The sequence below is a fragment of the Streptomyces sp. NPDC030296 genome (genome assembly GCF_055572815.1).
Map to the genome: position 1 here is coordinate 709,284 of NZ_JBVICQ010000002.1, position 17,719 is coordinate 727,002.

Annotated in this window: 16 protein-coding genes; 7 read left to right on the forward strand and 9 right to left on the reverse strand. The window is 71.9% G+C overall.

Features of this window, described 5'->3' with window-relative positions:
- Window positions 1-20 precede the first annotated feature (20 nt).
- From ACZ4Z3_RS07065 to ACZ4Z3_RS07075, 3 genes are all read right to left on the reverse strand, one after another.
- Window positions 21-881, reverse strand: a complete 861-nt coding sequence (locus ACZ4Z3_RS07065) for a MaoC/PaaZ C-terminal domain-containing protein (protein WP_468500039.1) — start codon at window positions 879-881, stop codon at window positions 21-23.
- 178 nt (window positions 882-1,059) lie between these two features.
- Window positions 1,060-1,977 (reverse strand): hypothetical protein, encoded by a 918-nt coding sequence (locus ACZ4Z3_RS07070; RefSeq protein ID WP_468500040.1) that lies wholly within the window; start codon window positions 1,975-1,977, stop codon window positions 1,060-1,062.
- Window positions 1,974-2,513 (reverse strand): SigE family RNA polymerase sigma factor, encoded by a 540-nt coding sequence (locus ACZ4Z3_RS07075; RefSeq protein WP_468500041.1) that lies wholly within the window; start codon window positions 2,511-2,513, stop codon window positions 1,974-1,976. Before ACZ4Z3_RS07075 ends, ACZ4Z3_RS07070 begins: the two co-directional genes overlap by 4 nt.
- Window positions 2,514-2,820: 307 nt before the next feature.
- Here ACZ4Z3_RS07075 and ACZ4Z3_RS07080 point away from each other — a divergent pair, with 307 nt between their 5' ends.
- Both ACZ4Z3_RS07080 and ACZ4Z3_RS07085 read left to right on the forward strand, forming a co-directional pair.
- On the forward strand, window positions 2,821-4,320 hold the full coding sequence (locus ACZ4Z3_RS07080) for an MFS transporter (protein ID WP_468500042.1): 1,500 nt from the start codon (window positions 2,821-2,823) through the stop codon (window positions 4,318-4,320).
- A gap of 129 nt (window positions 4,321-4,449) precedes the next feature.
- Entirely contained in the window at window positions 4,450-5,100 is a 651-nt protein-coding gene (locus ACZ4Z3_RS07085; protein ID WP_468500043.1) for a class I SAM-dependent methyltransferase, read from the forward strand.
- 54 nt (window positions 5,101-5,154) lie between these two features.
- On the opposite strand, the gene ACZ4Z3_RS07090 is transcribed toward ACZ4Z3_RS07085, so the two are convergent.
- The gene (locus tag ACZ4Z3_RS07090) at window positions 5,155-7,278 is read right to left on the reverse strand and encodes a restriction endonuclease (RefSeq protein WP_468500044.1); all 2,124 of its coding nucleotides are present in this window, start codon (window positions 7,276-7,278) and stop codon (window positions 5,155-5,157) included.
- 234 nt (window positions 7,279-7,512) lie between these two features.
- Here ACZ4Z3_RS07090 and ACZ4Z3_RS07095 point away from each other — a divergent pair, with 234 nt between their 5' ends.
- The 4 genes from ACZ4Z3_RS07095 (at window position 7,513) to ACZ4Z3_RS07110 (ending at window position 10,981) form a co-directional block, all read left to right on the forward strand.
- Window positions 7,513-8,517, forward strand: coding sequence for an N-acetylmuramoyl-L-alanine amidase (locus tag ACZ4Z3_RS07095; protein WP_468500045.1), 1,005 nt, complete (start codon window positions 7,513-7,515; stop codon window positions 8,515-8,517).
- A 172-nt stretch (window positions 8,518-8,689) separates the two neighbouring features.
- The gene (locus ACZ4Z3_RS07100) at window positions 8,690-9,532 is read left to right on the forward strand and encodes a hypothetical protein (protein WP_468500046.1); all 843 of its coding nucleotides are present in this window, start codon (window positions 8,690-8,692) and stop codon (window positions 9,530-9,532) included.
- A gap of 115 nt (window positions 9,533-9,647) precedes the next feature.
- Window positions 9,648-10,658, forward strand: a complete 1,011-nt coding sequence (locus tag ACZ4Z3_RS07105) for an LLM class F420-dependent oxidoreductase (RefSeq protein WP_468500047.1) — start codon at window positions 9,648-9,650, stop codon at window positions 10,656-10,658.
- 35 nt (window positions 10,659-10,693) lie between these two features.
- Complete coding sequence (locus tag ACZ4Z3_RS07110; RefSeq protein ID WP_239753847.1) at window positions 10,694-10,981, forward strand: hypothetical protein; 288 nt, start codon at window positions 10,694-10,696, stop codon at window positions 10,979-10,981.
- A gap of 207 nt (window positions 10,982-11,188) precedes the next feature.
- On the opposite strand, the gene ACZ4Z3_RS07115 is transcribed toward ACZ4Z3_RS07110, so the two are convergent.
- Genes ACZ4Z3_RS07115 through ACZ4Z3_RS07125 form a run of 3 tightly spaced genes read right to left on the reverse strand, consistent with a single transcriptional unit; the run spans window position 11,189 to window position 14,534 of the window.
- A complete protein-coding gene (locus ACZ4Z3_RS07115; protein ID WP_468500048.1) occupies window positions 11,189-12,268 on the reverse strand; it encodes a prenyltransferase/squalene oxidase repeat-containing protein in 1,080 nt (359 codons plus the stop codon).
- Entirely contained in the window at window positions 12,265-13,065 is an 801-nt protein-coding gene (locus tag ACZ4Z3_RS07120) for a class I SAM-dependent methyltransferase (protein ID WP_468500049.1), read from the reverse strand. Before ACZ4Z3_RS07120 ends, ACZ4Z3_RS07115 begins: the two co-directional genes overlap by 4 nt.
- On the reverse strand, window positions 13,059-14,534 hold the full coding sequence (locus ACZ4Z3_RS07125) for a glycosyltransferase family 4 protein (protein WP_468500050.1): 1,476 nt from the start codon (window positions 14,532-14,534) through the stop codon (window positions 13,059-13,061). Before ACZ4Z3_RS07125 ends, ACZ4Z3_RS07120 begins: the two co-directional genes overlap by 7 nt.
- Window positions 14,535-14,743: 209 nt before the next feature.
- On the opposite strand from ACZ4Z3_RS07125, the gene ACZ4Z3_RS07130 reads away from it, so the two are divergent.
- Window positions 14,744-15,400 carry a TetR family transcriptional regulator gene (locus tag ACZ4Z3_RS07130; RefSeq protein WP_468500051.1) on the forward strand — a complete coding sequence of 219 codons (657 nt, stop codon included), beginning with the start codon at window positions 14,744-14,746 and terminating at the stop codon, window positions 15,398-15,400.
- 435 nt (window positions 15,401-15,835) lie between these two features.
- Here ACZ4Z3_RS07130 and ACZ4Z3_RS07135 read toward each other — a convergent pair whose 3' ends face one another.
- Together ACZ4Z3_RS07135 and ACZ4Z3_RS07140 are read right to left on the reverse strand one after the other, a co-directional pair.
- Entirely contained in the window at window positions 15,836-16,069 is a 234-nt protein-coding gene (locus tag ACZ4Z3_RS07135; RefSeq protein WP_468500052.1) for a ferredoxin, read from the reverse strand.
- Window positions 16,069-17,568: an aldehyde dehydrogenase gene (locus ACZ4Z3_RS07140; RefSeq protein ID WP_468500053.1), complete on the reverse strand. Its 1,500-nt coding sequence runs from the start codon at window positions 17,566-17,568 to the stop codon at window positions 16,069-16,071. The genes ACZ4Z3_RS07135 and ACZ4Z3_RS07140 overlap by 1 nt, the downstream gene beginning before the upstream one ends.
- Window positions 17,569-17,719: the final 151 nt, after the last annotated feature.

The window sequence follows — 17,719 nt, forward strand, 5'->3', positions numbered from 1 at the left end:
CTACGGCTGTGCTGAGCTGCTCATTCGTGCTCGACGAGGGTGTCCGCCAGTACTGGCGCGTCGTCCCGGTCGGCGGCGCTGACCGCCACCCGCACCGCGCGGTCGTCCGGCCGCCACATCCGGATGCGGAGGGTCTCCCCCGGGAAGACGACTCCCGCGAAGCGGGTGTCGTACGAGCGGACCCGGGCGACCTCCCCGCCGAGCACCGTGTCCACGACGGCCTTGAGGGTGATCCCGTAGGTGCACAGCCCGTGCAGGATCGGCCGGTCGAATCCGGCGCGGGCGGCGAACTCCGGGTCGGCGTGCAGCGGGTTCCAGTCGCCGGAGAGGCGGTAGAGCAGCGCCTGGTCCTCGCGTACGACGCGTTCGACCTCCTTGTCGGGGGCGGTGGACGGTGGTTCCCGGCGGACGGACGGGCCGCGCTCGCCTCCCCAGCCGCCCTCGCCGCGGACGAAGATCTGGGCCTCGTTCGTCCACAGGGGGCCGTCGGTGCCGACGACGTCGGTGCGCATGACGAGCACGGCGGCCTTGCCCTTGTCGTGGACCGCAGCGATCCGGGAGGTCGCGGTCGCCCGGCCCTCGACGGGGATGGGCCGGTGCAGGGCGACGCGCTGGCCGCCGTGCAGGACCTTGGCGAGGTCGACGTCCACACCCGGAGCGTTCAGGCCGCCGATGACCTCCGGTGAGCCGGCGCCCGCGACGGTGGCGAAGCTCGGCAGGACATGCAGCCGGGACTCCAGGGTGTAGCGCAGCTCGTCGGGGTCGGTCGCGGGGATACCGGCGCCGATGCCGAGGTGGTAGAGCAGGACGTCCTTGCGGGTCCAGGCGATCTCGGCGGAACGGGGCTCGGCCGCGAGGGCCTTGGCTGCGTCGATGGGCATGGGGCTCCTGTTCTCGGAAGAACCTCGGAACCTCGGCACGACCGTCCGCACCAGCGGCCGCGCCGAGGTCGTCACAGGGGTCCGGAACCCGCCCTTCTAGAACGCGTTCCAGTCCGGCGACCCTCTGTATAGCCGAGGCACGTGCACTTGTGAAGACTCCTGACACTGTGTCAGATGGCTAGCGCACAACGGCCGCCGACTCGTACTCCACCCCCTTGGGCGCCAGGGCCACGAACCAGCTCACCGGGGAGCCCTCGGCGTCGACGATGCGGGGGTTGCGGAGGTCCTCGTACCAGGGATCGTCGCCGTCGCGGTTGACGTCCACGGAGGTGCCGTCGGACCAGGTGACGCGGACCTGTTGGGCGGTGGGGGCGACCTCGCCGATGACGAGGCGTTTGGGGGCGCCGCCCGTGCCCTGGTCACCGGTGGGCAGGACCGTCGCGAAGGCCTGGAGGTCCCTGCCGGTCGCGGTCCACTCCTCGCCGTCGATCACCTCGTCGGTCCGGCCCCCGTCCACGGAGAGGTGCACGAAGTGCCAGCCGCGGTCCACGAGTGCGGCGGGGCCATCCACATCGGTCGGCTCGTCGCCCCGCAGCGCCATCGCGGCGAGCTGCCTCTCCGCCTGCCGCTCGGTCCTGGGGGCGTCCCAGAACTCGACCGTGATCTCCCAGTCGTGGCCGTGGTCGCGTCCGGAGGCCAGCTGGGTCCGCTGCGGCTGGTAGAGGTGCCGCTGCCCGGACTCGGCCGACCCCGTGGCGGCCGGGGGCACCGCGACCCGGCCGCCGTCCGCCGCCCCCGCCAGGGCCAGCGCTCCCGTGGAGCCCGCGAGCACCACCGTCACCGCCGCCGCGACGGCCCAGCGGCGGGCCTTGCGGCGCCTGCCGCCCCGGACCACCGCCCGGTAGGGGGCCGTGCCGATCTCCACCTCGTCGGCCGCGTCCGCCAGCAGCAGGGCGATGTCTCTCTCCAGCGCGGTGCTGCCCGTGAGACCGCCGAGCGTGTCGTCGCCGCCATGGGTGCCGTCACCCCGAGTCATGTGCCGCTCCGCCTTCCCATGCCCGCCGTCGATGCCGTGCGTGTCGTCCGCGTCCCTCACTTCCGCCCTCCCTGCGTCACCGTCTCGGCCAGTCCCGGTACGGCGCGGAGCTTCGCGAGCCCCTTCGCCGCGTTGCTCTTGACCGAGCCGACGGAGCAGCCCATCGCCTCCGCCGCCTGGCTCTCGCTCAGGTCCTCCCAGTACCGCAGGACCACGGCCTCCCGCTGCCGGGGCGGCAGCTGGGAGAGCGCCGTGAGGAGCGCGCCGCGGTCGTCGGCCTGGGCGATGCGGTCACCGCTGTCCGGCACCTCGGGCAGCAGGTCCGAGTCGGTCCTCGGCGCCAGGAACTCCTTGAGGCGTCTGCGGTGCCTGCGCGCATGGGCGTTGATCATGACGCGCCGTACATAAGTGTCCGGGTCGTCCGTCGAAGCGACTCGGCGCCAGGCCGCGTAGACCTGCTCCAGCGTCGTCTGCACCAGGTCCTCCGCCGCGTGCTGCTCCCCCGTGAGGAGGAATGCCGTGCGCATCAGCCGTGGCCAGCGGCCGACGAGGAAGCTCTGGAACTCCTCGTCCCGAGCCTGTTTCCGATCCCCCATGAGCACCTCCTAGATGTCTTTAACAGTCCACGAGGGCCCGGATCCGTTGCCTTGTCCGGCGGAGAACTTCAGACGGCCTCGCCGCGCCGTGCGGCAGACCGTGCCGCAGCCCGCGCGGCAGCCCGCGCAGCGACGCCCAGGAGCCGGACGGACGACCTGACGGACGACCTGGCAGATGACCTGACGGACGATCACATTCCCATGGGCTGGTCAAGAATTCATTAGCCACTCGAACCATCGGAATAGTTGCCCTGGTCGACGAGGTTGGCCTGTCACGCACCCTCTTCCGGCCAGGAGGCCCCTCTCCATGACGCACCCGCACACACCCGTCGCCCACGAGCCCGCCACGAGGACGAACGGCGGGATCGTCCCCGTGCTGGCCTTCGCGGGCATCGTGGTCGCGGTGATGCAGACCCTGCTGGTCCCGGTGATCAAGGATCTCCCCCAGCTCCTCGACACCACGCCCAGCAACGCCACCTGGGTCCTGACCTCCACGCTCCTCTCGGGCGCCGTGGCCACCCCGATCATGGGCCGTCTCGGCGACCTCTACGGCAAGCGCCGGATGCTGCTCGCCAGCCTGGCGGTGATGGTGGTGGGCGCGCTGATCAGCGGCTTCACCAGCGCCCTGATCCCGATGATCGTGGGCCGCACCCTCCAGGGCTTCGCGATGGGCGCGATCCCGCTGGGCATCGGCCTGATGCGGGACGAGCTGCCCCGCGAACGCCTCGGGTCCGCGATGGCCCTGATGAGCTCGTCCATCGGCGTCGGCGGCGGACTCGCCCTGCCGCTGGCCGCGGCCGTCGCCCAGAACACCGACTGGCACGTCCTCTTCTTCGGCGCGGCCGGCCTCGGCGTCCTCTCCATCGCCCTCACCCGCGTCGCCGTGCCCGAGACGAAGACACGGGCGCACGGCTCCTTCGACCTCCTCGGCGCGCTCGGCCTCTCCCTCGGTCTGGTCCTCTTCCTCCTGCCGATCACCAAGGGCAGCGACTGGGGCTGGACCTCCGTGACCACGCTCGGGCTGTTCGCCGCGTCGGCCCTGGTGCTGCTCCTGTGGGGCGTCCTGGAGCTGCGTATCCCCGCGCCCCTGGTGGACCTGCGCACGACCGCCCGCCGCGAGGTGCTCCTCACCAACCTCGCCTCGATCATGGTCGGCGTCTCCTTCTACGTCGTCTCACTCGTCCTGCCGCAGCTCCTCCAGCTGCCCACCGCCACCGGCTACGGCCTCGGTCAGTCGATGGTCGTCGCGGGCCTGTGCGTGGCGCCGCTAGGCCTGACGATGATGTTCACCGCGCCCGTCTACGCCCGGCTGTCCGCCAAGTACGGCCCCAAGAGCACCCTCATCCTCGGGCTGCTGATCATCGCGGTCGGCTACGGCGCGGGCCTCGGGCTGATGAGCGCCGCCTGGCAGACCGTGGTGGTGTCGGTGGTCCTCGGCACGGGCATCGGCCTCGCCTACTCCTCGCTGCCCGCGCTGATCGTCGGCGCCGTCGACCCGTCCGAGACGGGCGCCGCGAACGGCCTCAACACGCTGATGCGCTCCATCGGCACGTCCGTGTCGAGCGCCGTCATCGGCATGGTGCTCGCCAACACCGCGCACCACGTCGGCGGGGTCGCGATCCCCACCATGCACGGCTTCCGGCTCTCGTTCCTGATCGCCACCGCCGCGGTCGCCGTCGGCATCCTCCTCGCCGTGTTCCTCCCCGGCCGCCGTCCCGCGAACGGCCCGACCCTCCTGGCGAGCAGCGCGGACGACAACGCGGACGACAAGGCGACCGCCGAACGCCCGGTCGAGCGGGTGTCCTGACGCCGCCGACGGGCCGCATGGCAGCATGGGGCACCCGGTGCGTACGGTCCCGAACGTCCGTACGACACCTGCACGCGGAACCCGTACCCGCTGCGGCCCCGCACCCGCCACGCCACCACGGAGGACCCCATGCCCGCGGCCCCCAAGCCGGAGATCCTCGCCGCGTTCGAGTCGGCCAAGGGGTTCATGCCCGCGGGCGAGGGGCTGGCCCTGTACGCGGCGGCCGTGGAGGCGGGGCACCTGGGGCTCCCGCTGCTGGAGGTCGGCACCTACTGCGGCCGCTCGACGATCCTCCTCGCGGACGCGGCGCGCGAGGCGGGTGTGACGGCGATCACGGTCGACCACCACCGGGGCAGCGAGGAGCAGCAGCCGGGCTGGGAGTACCACGACCCGGAGACCGTCGACCCGGAGATCGGGCTGATGGACACGCTGCCGACGTTCCGCCGCACCCTGCACCGGGCGGGTCTGGAGGAGCACGTGATCGCCCTCGTGGGCCGCTCACCGCAGGTGGCGAAGGTCTGGAACTCCCCCCTCGGTCTGGTCTTCGTCGACGGCGGCCACACCGACGAGCACGCCACCGCCGACTACGAGGGCTGGGCCCCGCATGTCGCCGAGGGCGGCCTGCTCGTCATCCACGACGTGTTCCCCGACCCGGTCGACGAGTTCACCGGCCAGGCCCCGTACCGCGTCTACCTGCGGGCCCTCGCCTCCGGCGCCTTCACTGAGGTCTCGGCGACGGACTCACTGCGAGTGCTGCGGCGCACGGGGGGCGGCATCTGACCCGGATCACCACTGGCCCCCGACCGGAACCGGCACCGGTGGTGGCACCCGGCCCTACGCCACCTCTATCCCGTAGTCCTGGACCAGTTCCTCCAGTCCCCCGCGGTAGCCCTTGCCGCCGAGGACGAAGTCCCAGTCGCCGTTGGCCCGGCGGCGGAAGGAGCCGAGGACCAGGGCGGTCTCGCCGGGGCGGCCGTCGGAGACGTCGAGGCGGCCCTGTTCGGTGCGCGACGGGTCCAGGAGCCGGATGCAGGCGTCGGTGAAGCCCGACAGGTCGGCCTCGGGGTTGACGGCGGGGTCGATCGCCGCCACGAGGACGAGCCGGTCGGCCTCGGCGGGCAGCGCGTCGAAGGAGACCCGGATCGCGGCCTTGTCCGGTGCCGCCGGGGGGAGCGCGCGGACCGTGCCGTCGGGGGTGCGCAGGTTGTTGTAGAAGACGAAGTGGTCGTCGCTGAGCACCCGGTTGCCGTGGCAGACGAGCGCGCACACGTCCAGGGCGACGGTGCCGCTCCAGCCCATGCCCAGCACGCTGAAGTCGTCCGCGGGACCCGTGGGCGCGCCGGTGTCGGGGCTCGTGGCCATGGCCTGGCGGGGGTCGGGCGCCGTCCGCTGGGCGGGGACGGCGCTCCCGTCGCCCGTGCCCAGGCGGCCGCGCAGCCCGTGCCGGTGCAGCAGGTCGACGAGTTCGCTGCCGGAGACGAGTTCGAGCGGCTTGCCGTTGGCGAAGGTGTGCGAGCCGGGGCCGAACTTGGACGTCGTCACCAGGACGCCCTTGTTGGCGCCCGCGTGCTGGACGGTGCCGTAGAGGTCCCGGACGGCCGTCGGCGGGACGGTGTTGCGGTACCGCTTGACCTGCACGACGATCTTGCCGCCGCGGATCGGCGCCGGGTCGAGGGCGTCGACGTCCACCCCGCCGTCGTTGGAGCGCTGGGTGGTGACCGCCTGCATGCCCATGGCCTGGAAGAGTTCGGCGACCAGCGCCTCGAAGGCGACGGGGTCCATCTCCAGCAGGTCGGGCTCCTCGTCGCCGCCGTGGGTGACGACACCGTTGCCGACGTCGGCGGGCCGGCGGCCGGGCCGTACGGCGGTGCGCTGGTCCGGCTTGGCGGACAGCTGGCCGCGGAGCCCGTCGAGCAGGCAGTCGACGGCGCTGACCTGCTCCAGGTTCAGGCCGGTGAACACCGCACGCGGCGCCATGACGCTCGCGAGGACGATCTGCGCGCGCCGACCGGTCGCCGGGTCGTGGTCGTCGACGAACCCGTTCAGCGTGACCGCCTCCAGGGCACCGAACTCGTCGGCCGCGAAGAGGTCGTGCAGCACGAGCAGGACGCACTGCGCGAGGACGTCCCGGTAGAGGGCGCGCCGCTGGGTGACGGGCCGGGCCGTCTCCTTGTCCTGGTCGACGCCGGGCTGGTAGCGCACGGACTTCGCCTCGGGGACGACGTCGAAGCGGGGCAGCTCCCAGTCGAGGACGAGTTCGCGGGCGGCCGCGTCGTAGGCGGCGGAGACCTGGCGGGGGAAGCCCTCCGGCCAGGCGGCGGAGGCGTAGAGCGCCGCGGAGAAGTACTCGACGGCGGCCTCCGGGTCGCTGCCGGCGCGCAGGGCCGTCGTCATCTCGGCGACGCCCGCGTTGTGCCGGCGGACCTCGGCCAGTTGCCCGTCGGCCCACTGCTGGTACTGCCGCTGGTACTGGGCGAGTTGCCGCTGCCGCTGGGCCTCCGCCGCCTGCGCGGCGTGCCAGTCCTGCTCGAAGCGGGCCCGCGCCTCGGCCTGCGCCTGGGCCCGCCGGCCGGCGGTCCAGCCGCCCTGGGCCTGGTACTGGCCGGGGTCCGGCATGGGCACCGGCTGGGCGAGCGCGCCGGGCGCGAAGGGCTCCAGTCGCTCGGAGCGGGTGAGGGAGGCGGCGCGGAACGCCGGGGCCCGGCAGCCGGTGGCCAGCAGCCCTTGGAGGGCGGCGACCTGCGCGTCCAGTTCCTCGGTACGCCGCCGGGCCTCCGCCTCACGCTGCTGCCGGTACGCCTGCTGCTGCTCGCGGTGGCTGCGGGCCACCTCCCGCTGGTACGCGCGCTGCTGGCGCTCGTACTCCCGTTGCTGCCTGGCCCGCGCCTCCAGCTGACGCTGCTGCTGGCGCTGTGCCTCGGCCCAGACCCCGACCAACCCGTTGGAGCGACGACTCATCCCTTGCAGGCCCTCCCCCCAGGGCCCTGCCACCGCCCGGCCGAGCCCTGCCCCACGACAAGCAGTAATTGGCCGACTCTACCGTGCGACCGGGCATCCGCCCATCCACTGGTCACCCCTGTTCCGGGGCCGCGCCCCCGCACAGGGGAAAGGGGGAGCGGCGGGAGGGGACGAAACATGGCGGTACGGCGTCGTGAGGCCGCCGGCGCCGGCCCGCCCCGTATGGTGGCAGGCGTGTCGTACGTAGGACCGGACTTCGATCCGCCCCAGCCCCGCCGTTCGCCTCTGCGCCGCCCGCTGACCGTGGCCGTCGCCGCCATCGTGGTGGGGTCGGTCGCCGGTTGGGGGGTGTGGCAGGCCGTCGGCGACCCCGGCGGCGGGGACGACGGGTCGAACCGGGCGGCCGCGCGCAACCAGCCGAGAACCGCTCCCCCGGCGTCGCCGACGCCCTCCGCCGAGCCGACCGCCTCCGAGGACGGCGAGGGCAAGGACGGGAAGGACGGGAAAAAGGGGGACGACGGCAAGAAGGCGAGCCCGACGGCCTCCTCCGGTGCCGCCGCCGACGGCACCCTGAAGGGCAAGGTCGTCGTCATCGACCCCGGTCACAACTCCGGGAACTTCCGGCACACCGCCGAGATCAACCGCAAGGTGAACATCGGCACCGGGATGAAGGAGTGCGACACCACGGGGACGTCCACCAACGACGGCTACACGGAGGCCGAGTTCACGCTGGACGTGTCGCGCCGGGTGCGGGCGCTCCTCGAACAGCAGGGCGCCACCGTGAAGTTCACGCAGGACGGCGACCGGGAGTGGGGCCCCTGCATCGACGAGCGGGCCCGCATCGGCAACGCGGCGGAGGCCGACGCGGTGGTGTCGATCCACGCGGACGGCTCGGCGGCCGGCAACCGGGGCTTCCACGTCATCCTGCCGGGCGCGGTGCACGAGGGCGCCGCCGACACCCGGCCCATCGTCGGTCCCTCCCGCGACCTCGGGGAGCGCATCGCGGGCAAGTTCGTCCGCGAGACGGGCAGCGCTCCCTCCAACTATGTGGGCGGAGGTACCGGTCTCGTCACACGTCAGGACCTGGGCGGTCTCAATCTGTCAACGGTTCCCAAGGTGTTCATCGAGTGCGGCAATATGCGCGATAGCAAGGACGCGGCACTGTTGACCACCGGCACATGGCGGCAGAAGGCCGCGCAGGGGATCTCTGAGGGAATCGTGAGTTTCCTGCGCGGGTAGGGGGAGGGTCGTGATCATCGTGGCAATCCCGACGTACACCTACGTCGGGTGGACGATATGGTCATCCCTACGATGAGGGGCCACCCCCGCGCTTCCCACCAGAGCCTGACGGCACCATGGTGAACAGCGACGCCTCCACACCGATGACGAGACGACTGACGAAGGACCTGAAGTGAATATCCGCTCCCTCACCAGAGGCGACGGCGTCGTGATCGGAGCAGCGGTATTGCTGTTCGTCGCGTCGTTCCTCGACAACTACTCCCTCGACGGTGTTCCCGACAGCTTCGAGCTCCCGAACCTCTGGGAGAGCGGGCCGGTACTGCTCAGCGTCGTGCTGGCGGGGATCTTCGGCGCCGTGTTCATCGTCATCGCCCGTGGCCTGCCGCAGGCGCCGAAGATCGCCGGGATCGACCTCGGTCACTTCGGCATCGCCTTCACCGTCTTCGCCGCGTGGAGCGCGCTGGGCAACATCTTCGACCCCACCGGCGGTGGTGACAACTTCGGCAGCGGCTCGAGCGGCAACAGCACCGACGCCGGCGCCGGCCTCATCCTCGCCCTCATCGCGACCCTGATCATGGCCGCCGCGGCCATCGCCACCCCCCTCGTCCCCGCGCTCAAGGCCGCCCTCGTCGGCGCCCCGCGTCCGGCGGCTCCGCAGCCCTACGGCGCCCAGCCCCCCGGTGGTTACGGCTACCCGGGTGCCGGTGCTCAGGCGCCGTTCGGTGCGAGCCAGCCCCAGCCGGGGCAGCCGGGCGCGCCGTTCGGTGGTCAGCCTCAGCCGCAGCAGGCGCAGGCCGCTCCGCAGCCGCCCGCGGGTGACTTCTCCCCGTTCTGGTTCGCCGTGCCCGTGGCGCGTCCCCTGTTCGCCGAGGACGGCTCGCAGTCGACGATCGCCGAACTGGCCCCCGGTACCTGGTACCTGGCGGTCGAGCAGCGCGGCGCCAACCTGGTCGCCCAGACCCAGGACGGCCGCCGCGGTGTCCTCCAGGACACCACCGGCATCCAGCGCGGCTGAGCGCGACGCCGCACCCTCGCCGTACGACCGGCCCCTCGCTCTTCCGAGCGGGGGGCCGTTGTCGTACAGTCGCCCTCCTGGTCAGGATAACTGACGGTGCGTCAGGAGGCGGCGTATGCGGCTCGGTCTGGCACTGGGGTACTGGGGGCGTAGTCCGTCCGCGGATCATGTGCCGCTCGTTCAGGAGGCGGAGCGGCTCGGGTACGACTCGGTGTGGACGGCCGAGTCGTGGGGGTCGGACGCGTTCACGCCGCTCACCTGGTTCGCGGCGCGCACGTCGCGGATCAAGCTCGGTACGGCCGTGGCGCAGATGGCGGCGCGGTCGCCCACGACCACCGCCATGCACGCGCTCACCCTCGACCATCTCTCCGGCGGGCGGATGCTCCTCGGGCTCGGGCTGTCCGGTCCGCAGGTCGTGGAGGGCTGGTACGGGCGGCCGTTCCCGAGGTCGCCGCTGACCGCGACGCGGGAGTACGTCGATGTCGTACGGCAAGTGCTCCGGCGGGAGGGCCCGGTCGAGTTGGACGGGAGCTTCCACGGGGTGCCGTACCGCGGTCCGGACGGCAGTGGTGTGGGCAAGCCGCTGAAGTCCATCACGCATCCCCTCCGGTCCGATCTGCCCGTCCTGCTGGGGGCCGAGGGGCCGAAGAACATCGCGCAGACGACGCGGATCGCGGACGGCTGGCTGCCGTTGTACTGGTCGCCGACGCGGACGGACGTGTACGAGGCGTCGTTGGGCGATCCGCGCGAGGGGTTCCTCGTCGCTCCCATGGCGCGGGCGCAGCTCTGCGACGACGTCGCCGAGGGGCTGCTGCCCGTGAAGATCATGCTCGGCTTCTACATCGGCGGGATGGGGCACGCGAAACGCAACTTCCACGCCGACCTCATGGCCCGCATGGGATATGAGGAAGAGGCGCGGCGCATACAGGCGTTGTTCCTCGACGGCCGCCGCGAGGAGGCCGTGCGCGCGGTGCCGGACGCGTTCGCCGACGAGATCTCGCTGGTGGGGCCGAGGGAGCGGATCGCCGAGCGGCTGGAGGTGTGGCGGAAGGGGCCGGTGACGGATCTGCTCGTCGTGTCACCGGACCGGCCGACGCTGCGGGTGCTGGCCGAGCTGAACTCCTAGGGTTTCAGCCACGAATCAGCGGCAACCCGTCAAGCATGTCTCGATATAGCGGCTCCAACCAGGCGGGCCGGGTCATCGCGATCGTCGCGGACGTGATGGCCTTCATTCTGGGCCTGTGGATCCTGATGTATCTGCTCGGTGCGAACGGCGCGAACGACTTCGTGCAGTTCGTCCATGACGCGGCCCGCTGGCTCGCCGGCTGGTCCCACGACCTGTTCACCTTCGACGAGCAGTGGGCGCGGGTCGTCGCGGGGTACGGCCTGGCCGCGGTGGTCTACCTGTTGGTGGGCCACGCCATCGCGAACCGCATGCACCGTCACTGAGCGCGAGGGCTTCGCGGAAGGGCGCCGGGGGGGGGTCGCGGCCGCCGTGTTACTGCGGCTGAGTGGGGGCTGGTCGCGCAGTTCCCCGCGCCCCCTAGAAGCAGGGGCTGGCCCCAGGTCTTTCAGGGGCGCGGGGAACTGCGCGAGCGGCCACGGACGACCCGCTCTCGGCCACGAAGCGCAACCGCCCCACCCGGAAGCCGGACCTCAGCAGCAGTCCGACTCTTCGATGTCGTCCAGGCCCCGCGGCAGTCGCTCCCCGCCGAACACCGCGCACGTCGCCTCGTCGCCGCCCAGCGCGGCCACCGCCAGCAGCAGGGAGCCCGCCGTCCACGAGGTCAGTTCCTCGGGCCAGACGGCCCCGTCCTCGAAGACGTAGCCCGTCCAGTACAGACCGGTCGCGGGGTCGCGCAGGTGCTGGATGGACTGGAGGATCTCCAGGGCCCGGTCGGACTCGCCCATCGCCCAGAGCGCGAGGGCGAGTTCGGCGGACTCCCCGCCCGTCACCCACGGGTTGGGGACCACGCAGCGGACACCGAAGCCGGGGACGACGAAGCGGTCCCAGCCCTCCTCGATACGGGACTTGGCCTCCGCGCCCGTCAACGCGCCGCCCAGCACCGGGTAGTACCAGTCCATCGAGTAGCGGTCCTTGTCGAGGAACCGCTCGGGGTGCCGGCGTATCGCGTGCCGCAGCGCGCCCACGGCCAACTCCCAGTCCGGCTGGGCCTCCTCCCGCTGCTCGGCGATGGCGAGCGCGCAGCGCAGCGCGTGGTGGATCGACGAGGAGCCGGTCAGCAGGGCGTCGGTCACGGGCGTGCCGTCGTCCTCGCGCTTCCAGCCGATCTGCCCGCCCGGCTGCTGGAGCCGCAGCACGCACTCGATCGCCGCGTGCACGGCCGGCCACATGCGGTCGAGGAACGTGTCGTCGCCGGTGGCCAGGTAGTGGTGCCAGACGCCGACGGCTATGTACGCGACGAAGTTGGTCTCCCGGCCGCGGTCGGTGACGTCGGCGGCGTCGCCGTCGGCGTACGCGGCGTACCAGGAGCCGTCCTCGTTCTGGTGCCGGCGCAGCCACTCGTAGGCGCGCGCGGCGGCCTCGTGCTCACCGGCCGCGTCGAGGGCCATGGCGGCCTCGACGTGGTCCCAGGGGTCCAGGTGGTGTCCGCGGAACCAGGGGATCGCGCCGTCCTCCCGCTGCGTCGCGAGGATCCCGCGGACGGTGGCGGCGGCCTGCTCGGCGGTCAGTACCCCGGGCAGGACCAGGTGTTCTGTCCGGGGCGTCGTCACTTGGCGGCCACCCCGGCCTCGGCACCGGCACCGGTCCCTGCCGCCGTCGCGTCCCCGTCGCCGTCGGCGTCCGCGATCCGCGGCAGGTGCGGCTTCGTCGCGTACACCACGAAGCTCTTGCCGATCAGCGGGTTGAGCGCCTGCTCGGCGACCCGGGTGGCCAGAGGCTTCTTCATGATGTCCCAGACCAGCAGCTTGTGGTACGCGCGGACCGGGAGCGCCTTGTCGTTGTCGACGCCGAACGCGCACTTCAGCCACCAGTACGGCGAGTGCAGGGCGTGCGCGTGGTGGGTGCCGTACGGCTTGAGGCCGGCCTCGCGGACCTTGCCGAGGAGTTCGTCCGCCTTGTAGATGCGGATGTGGCCGCCCTCGACCTCGTGGTACGCGTCGGACAGCGTCCAGCAGACCTTCTCGGGGCCGTAGCGCGGAACGGTGATCGCGATGCGGCCGCCGGGCCTGAGCACGCGGACCATCTCGGCGAGCACGCCCTTGTCGTCCGGGATGTGCTCCATGACCTCGGAGATGATCACTACGTCGAAGGACTCGTCGGGGAAGGGCAGCGCGAGGGCGTCGCCCTCCATGGCCGTGGCCGTCGCGCCCTCGGGGGCCTCGCCGGCCTCCTTCATCGCCGCGAACCACTTGGCGACCTCGCGGATCTCGTCGCCGTTCTGGTCGAGGGCGACGACCTGGGCGCCGCGCCGGTAGCACTCGAAGGCGTGCCGGCCCGCTCCACAGCCGAGATCCAGGACGCGGTCCCCCGGGGCGAGCGGGAACCGGGAGAAGTCGACGGTCAGCACGTGGCCCTGCTTTCGCGGTCGGCGCTTTCGCGGTTTGCTTCAACTGCTTCTTCGACGGCCTCGTGGGCGTCGACGACTCGGCCGGCGGTGGGGTCCGCCGCCGGTACGGCGCGGGGGACGGTGCTCGCGGCGGCCCCCGCCGGGCGCCCCTCCGCGCGGGCGATCGCCTCGCGGTAGTGGGCGACCGTGCCCTCGGCGGCCTTGGCCCAGGTGAACCGGCGCAGCACCCGCTCGCGGCCCGCGTGCCCGAGCCGGGCCCGCAGGTCGGGGTCGCCGAGCAGCCGGTTCAGCGCGGCGGCCAGGGCTCCCGCGTCGCCCGTGGGCACCGCGAGGCAGGTCTCGCCGTCGGGTCCGGCGACCTCCGGGATGGCACCGCCGGTGGTGGCGACCAGGGGCGTGCCGGTGGCCATGGCCTCGGCGGCGGGCAGCGAGAACCCCTCGTACAGGGAGGGCACGCAGGCGACCTCGGCGGAGCGGACCAGGTCGACCAGCTCGGCGTCGGAGATGCCCTTCACGAACTCGACGGCGCCGTCGAGGCCGTAGCGCTCCATGGCCTGGGCGACGGGGCCCTCGGTGGGCCGCTTGCCGACGACGACCAGGTGGGCGGCGGGGTGCTCGGTGCGGACCTTCGCCAGCGCCTCGACGAGGAAGACGAGGCCCTTCAGCGGCACGTCGGCGCTGGAGGTGGTGACGATCCGGCCGGGTATCCGCGCGACGGAGGGATCGGGCGAGAAGAGGTCGGTGTCGGCGCCGATGTGGACGACGTGGATGCGGTCGCCGCGTACGCCGAGGTGGTCGACGATCTCCTGGCGGGAGGTGCCGGAGACGGTGAGCACGCTCGGCAGCCTGCGCGCGACGCGCTTCTGCATCCGGGTGAAGGCGTACCAGCGGCGTACGGACATACGGCGCTGCCAGCCCTCGGCGGCGTCCAGCTCCAGTTGCCGGTCGACGGTGATGGGGTGGTGGATGGTGGTGACGAGGGGCGCGCCCACCTCGCCCAGCAGGCCGTAGCCGAGGGTCTGGTTGTCGTGGACGACGTCGAACTCGCCGCGCCGGGCGCGCAGATGGCGGCGGGCGCGCAGGGAGAACGTCAGGGGCTCGGGGAAGCCGCCGGTCCACATCGTCGCCACTTCGAGCGCGTCGATCCAGTCGCGGTACTCGTCGCGCTTCGGGGTGCGGAAGGGGTCGGGCTGCCGGTACAGGTCGAGGCTGGGCAGCTCGGTGAGGGAGAGCCCACCCGGTCCGGCGTCGGGGACGGCGTCCTCGTCGAGGACGGGGTAGGGCTGGGAGCCGATGACCTCCACCCGGTGGCCCAGGCGGGCGAGTTCACGCGAGAGGTGCCGTACGTACACGCCCTGGCCCCCGCAGAACGGGTTCCCTTTATAGGTGAGGAGCGCGATGTTGAGCGGTCGGCCGCCGTCGGCGGCGGGGCTGGCGTGATGCCCCGCCTCACTGGCCTCAGCGGTCACTCTCGGGCCCCCTTCTGCCTGTGTTGTCCGGTGAGATTACGTCGGGACGGTAATCTAGAACAAGTTACAGACTTGATCGTTCAAGGAGCACTGAATCTACCGGCAGGTAGGGCCGCGGTGAGCGGTGGATCAGGTGATTCACGCCACGGCACGCGCCCTGGCATGCTGTCGGATCGCACGCCCTCACCGACTGTCACGGAACGGTACCCATGCCTGCGGAAGCCAAGGTGGACGCCAGTAGCGCCAGACAGGAACAGCGCCCGGAGTCGCGGCGGGACTCGCCGCCCCTCACCCAGCGGCAGGAGGCCCGTCGGCGCCGGATCCTGCACGCGAGCGCGCAGCTGGCCAGCCGGGGCGGTTTCGACGCCGTGCAGATGCGTGAGGTCGCCGAGTCCTCGCAGGTCGCCCTCGGCACGCTCTACCGCTACTTCCCCTCCAAGATCCATCTGCTGGTCGCCACGATGCAGGACCAGCTGGAGCACATGCACGGCACGCTGCGGAAGAAGCCGCCGACCGGCGAGACGGCGGCGGAGCGGGTGGCCGAGACCCTGATGCGGGCGTTCCGCGCGCTCCAGAGAGAGCCGCACCTCGCGGACGCCATGGTCCGCGCGCTCACGTTCGCCGACCGCAGCGTCAGCCCCGAGGTGGACCAGGTCTCCCACCAGACGACGGCGATCATCCTGGACGCGATGGGGCTGGAGCGCCCCACCTCCGAACAGCTCTCCGCCGTCCGCGTCATCGAGCACACCTGGCACTCGGCCCTCATCACCTGGCTCTCCGGCCGCGCCTCCATCGCCCAGGTGAAGATCGACATCGAGACGGTCTGCCGTCTGATCGACCTGACGGCCCCCGAGGGCGAGAAATAGCCCCGGCACCGAGGGGGCTGCCGGGGCTCGTCGGAGACACGCGAAGACTGTTGTGGACAGACGCCCACGAAGACCGTTGAAGACCTACACCGTTGAAGACCTACGAGACGGGTTCCCTGCGCCGGTATTACCCGGATCAGGTTCTGGGGGTCGCCTTCCGGTCCTGTACCAGCGACCTTCCGGCCTCTCAGCCCGACCGTCGACGTCGGCACCAGCGGAGACTCGCGTCTCACGCCCATGTCGGCTACTCCGGTCGAACTCCCTCACTCGTCCCGTAGGCCGAATTCCAGAATAGAACGCCCACAGGGGTACGCAACCCCCTAATCGGGATTTTTTACTCCATGGCCGTCCCGCCCGCCCACCGGTCCAGCAGGTCGGGCGTCGCCGTCGGGGGCCGCGAGGCACACGCGCTGGGCCCCGCGCGGGTGTCAGCGGCTACTCCTCCGGTGGGAAGACCGGCTCGCCGCTGTCGGGCAGGGAGATCGAGATCGCCTCCACCGGGCAGCCCTCCGCCGCCTTCAGGATGCGTTCGTTGGCGTCCGTCTCCGGTTCGGTGGGGTGGGACTGCATCGCGGTGTCGAGGCGGAAGGCGTCGGGGGCGAGGTGTGTGCACTGGGCGGAGCCGATGCAGATCGCCCGGTCGACCTCCACGTGCCAGCGGTCGCCCATCAGCCCACCCCCTCTCCCCCGGCGGCGGTGCCCGCGTCGGTGGGCGGCTGGTACCCGGCGGGCAGGTGGATCATCTTGTGCTCCAGGTACTCGCTGTAGCCCTCGGGGCCGAACTCGCGGCCCAGGCCGGAGTTCTTGTAGCCGCCGAAGGGGCCGAACATGTCGAGGCTGAAGGTGTTGACGGAGTACGTGCCGGTGCGGACCTGGCGGGCGATCTCGATGCCGCGCTCGTCGTCGGCGGTCCACACGCTGCCGCTCAGGCCGTAGTCGGAGTCGTTGGCGATCCGTACGGCCTCGGCCTCGTCGCCGTACGGGAGGAGGCAGATGACCGGGCCGAAGATCTCCTCGCGGGCGATGCGCATGGAGTTGTCGACGTCGCCGAAGAGGGTGGCGTCCACGTACCAGCCGTGGTCGAGGCCGGCGGGGCGGCCGCCGCCGGTGAGGATCTTGGCGCCCTCCTCCTGGCCGATGCGGATGTAGTCGAGGCTGCGGCGCTGCTGCCGCCGCGCCACGAGCGGGCCGAGTTCGGTGGCGGGGTCGAGGGGGTCGCCGACCTTGAGCGCGGAGGCGGCGGCCGCGAACGCCTCGGCGAACTCGTCGTAGCGGGTGCGCGGGACGAGGATGCGGGTCTGGGCGACACAGGCCTGGCCGTTGATCATCCAGGCGAAGGGCGCGATGCCGTTGACGGCGGTCTGCGCGTCGGCGTCCGGCAGGATCACCGCCGCGGACTTGCCGCCCAGCTCCAGGGTGACGCGGGTGAGGTTGCGGGCGGCGACCTCCATGACGCGTTTGCCTGCGGCGACCGAGCCGGTGAAGGAGACCTTGTCGACGCCCGGGTGCCCGACGAGGTACTCGCTGACCTCGCGGTCGGCCGGGAGGATCGACAGGACGCCCTCCGGGAGTCCGGCCTCGGCGGCGATCTCCGCGAGCAGATACGCGTCGAGCGGGGTCTCGGGCGAGACCTTCAGGATCGCGGGGCAGCCCGCGAGCAGCGCGGGGGCGAGCTTGGCGGCGGCGGTGAACTGCGGGACGTTCCACGGGACGACGGCCGCGACGACCCCGACCGGTTCGCGCCGCACGAGGATCTTCCCGAGCACGCCGTCGCGGTGCTCCTCGTAGGCGAAGTTCCGTGCCGTGGTGATCGCCGCGTCCCAGACCATCATCGAGGCGAGGGCCTGCACCATGACGCTGGAGGTGAAGGGGGTGCCGTTCTGGGCGCTGATGAGGCGGGCGAACTCCTCGTGCCGCACGGCGAAGGCGTCCTTGATGCGGGCGACGACCTCGATGCGTTCGTCGAGGGTCGTCCGGGGCCACGGCCCCTCGTCGAACGCCTTCCGCGCGGCGGCCACGGCCCGGTCGACGTCCGCGCGTGAGGCGTGCGGTACGCGGCCGATGACCTCCTCCGAGTGCGGCGAGACCACCTCGATGACGTCCGTGCCCAGGGGGTCCGTCAACTCCCCGCCGATGAACAGCTGTCCGTGTTCCACGAGCTCGGTCATGGCCGACTGCCTCCCCGGAGCCGATTTCTGACGACGCATCAGATATGGCGATACGGGAACTGATACCAGCTCCGGTTCGAGGAGTCCACGGGGCAGCGACGGTTGACTCGGCCCCCCATCGAAACCTGTTCTAGTTATAGTTGCGGGAGGG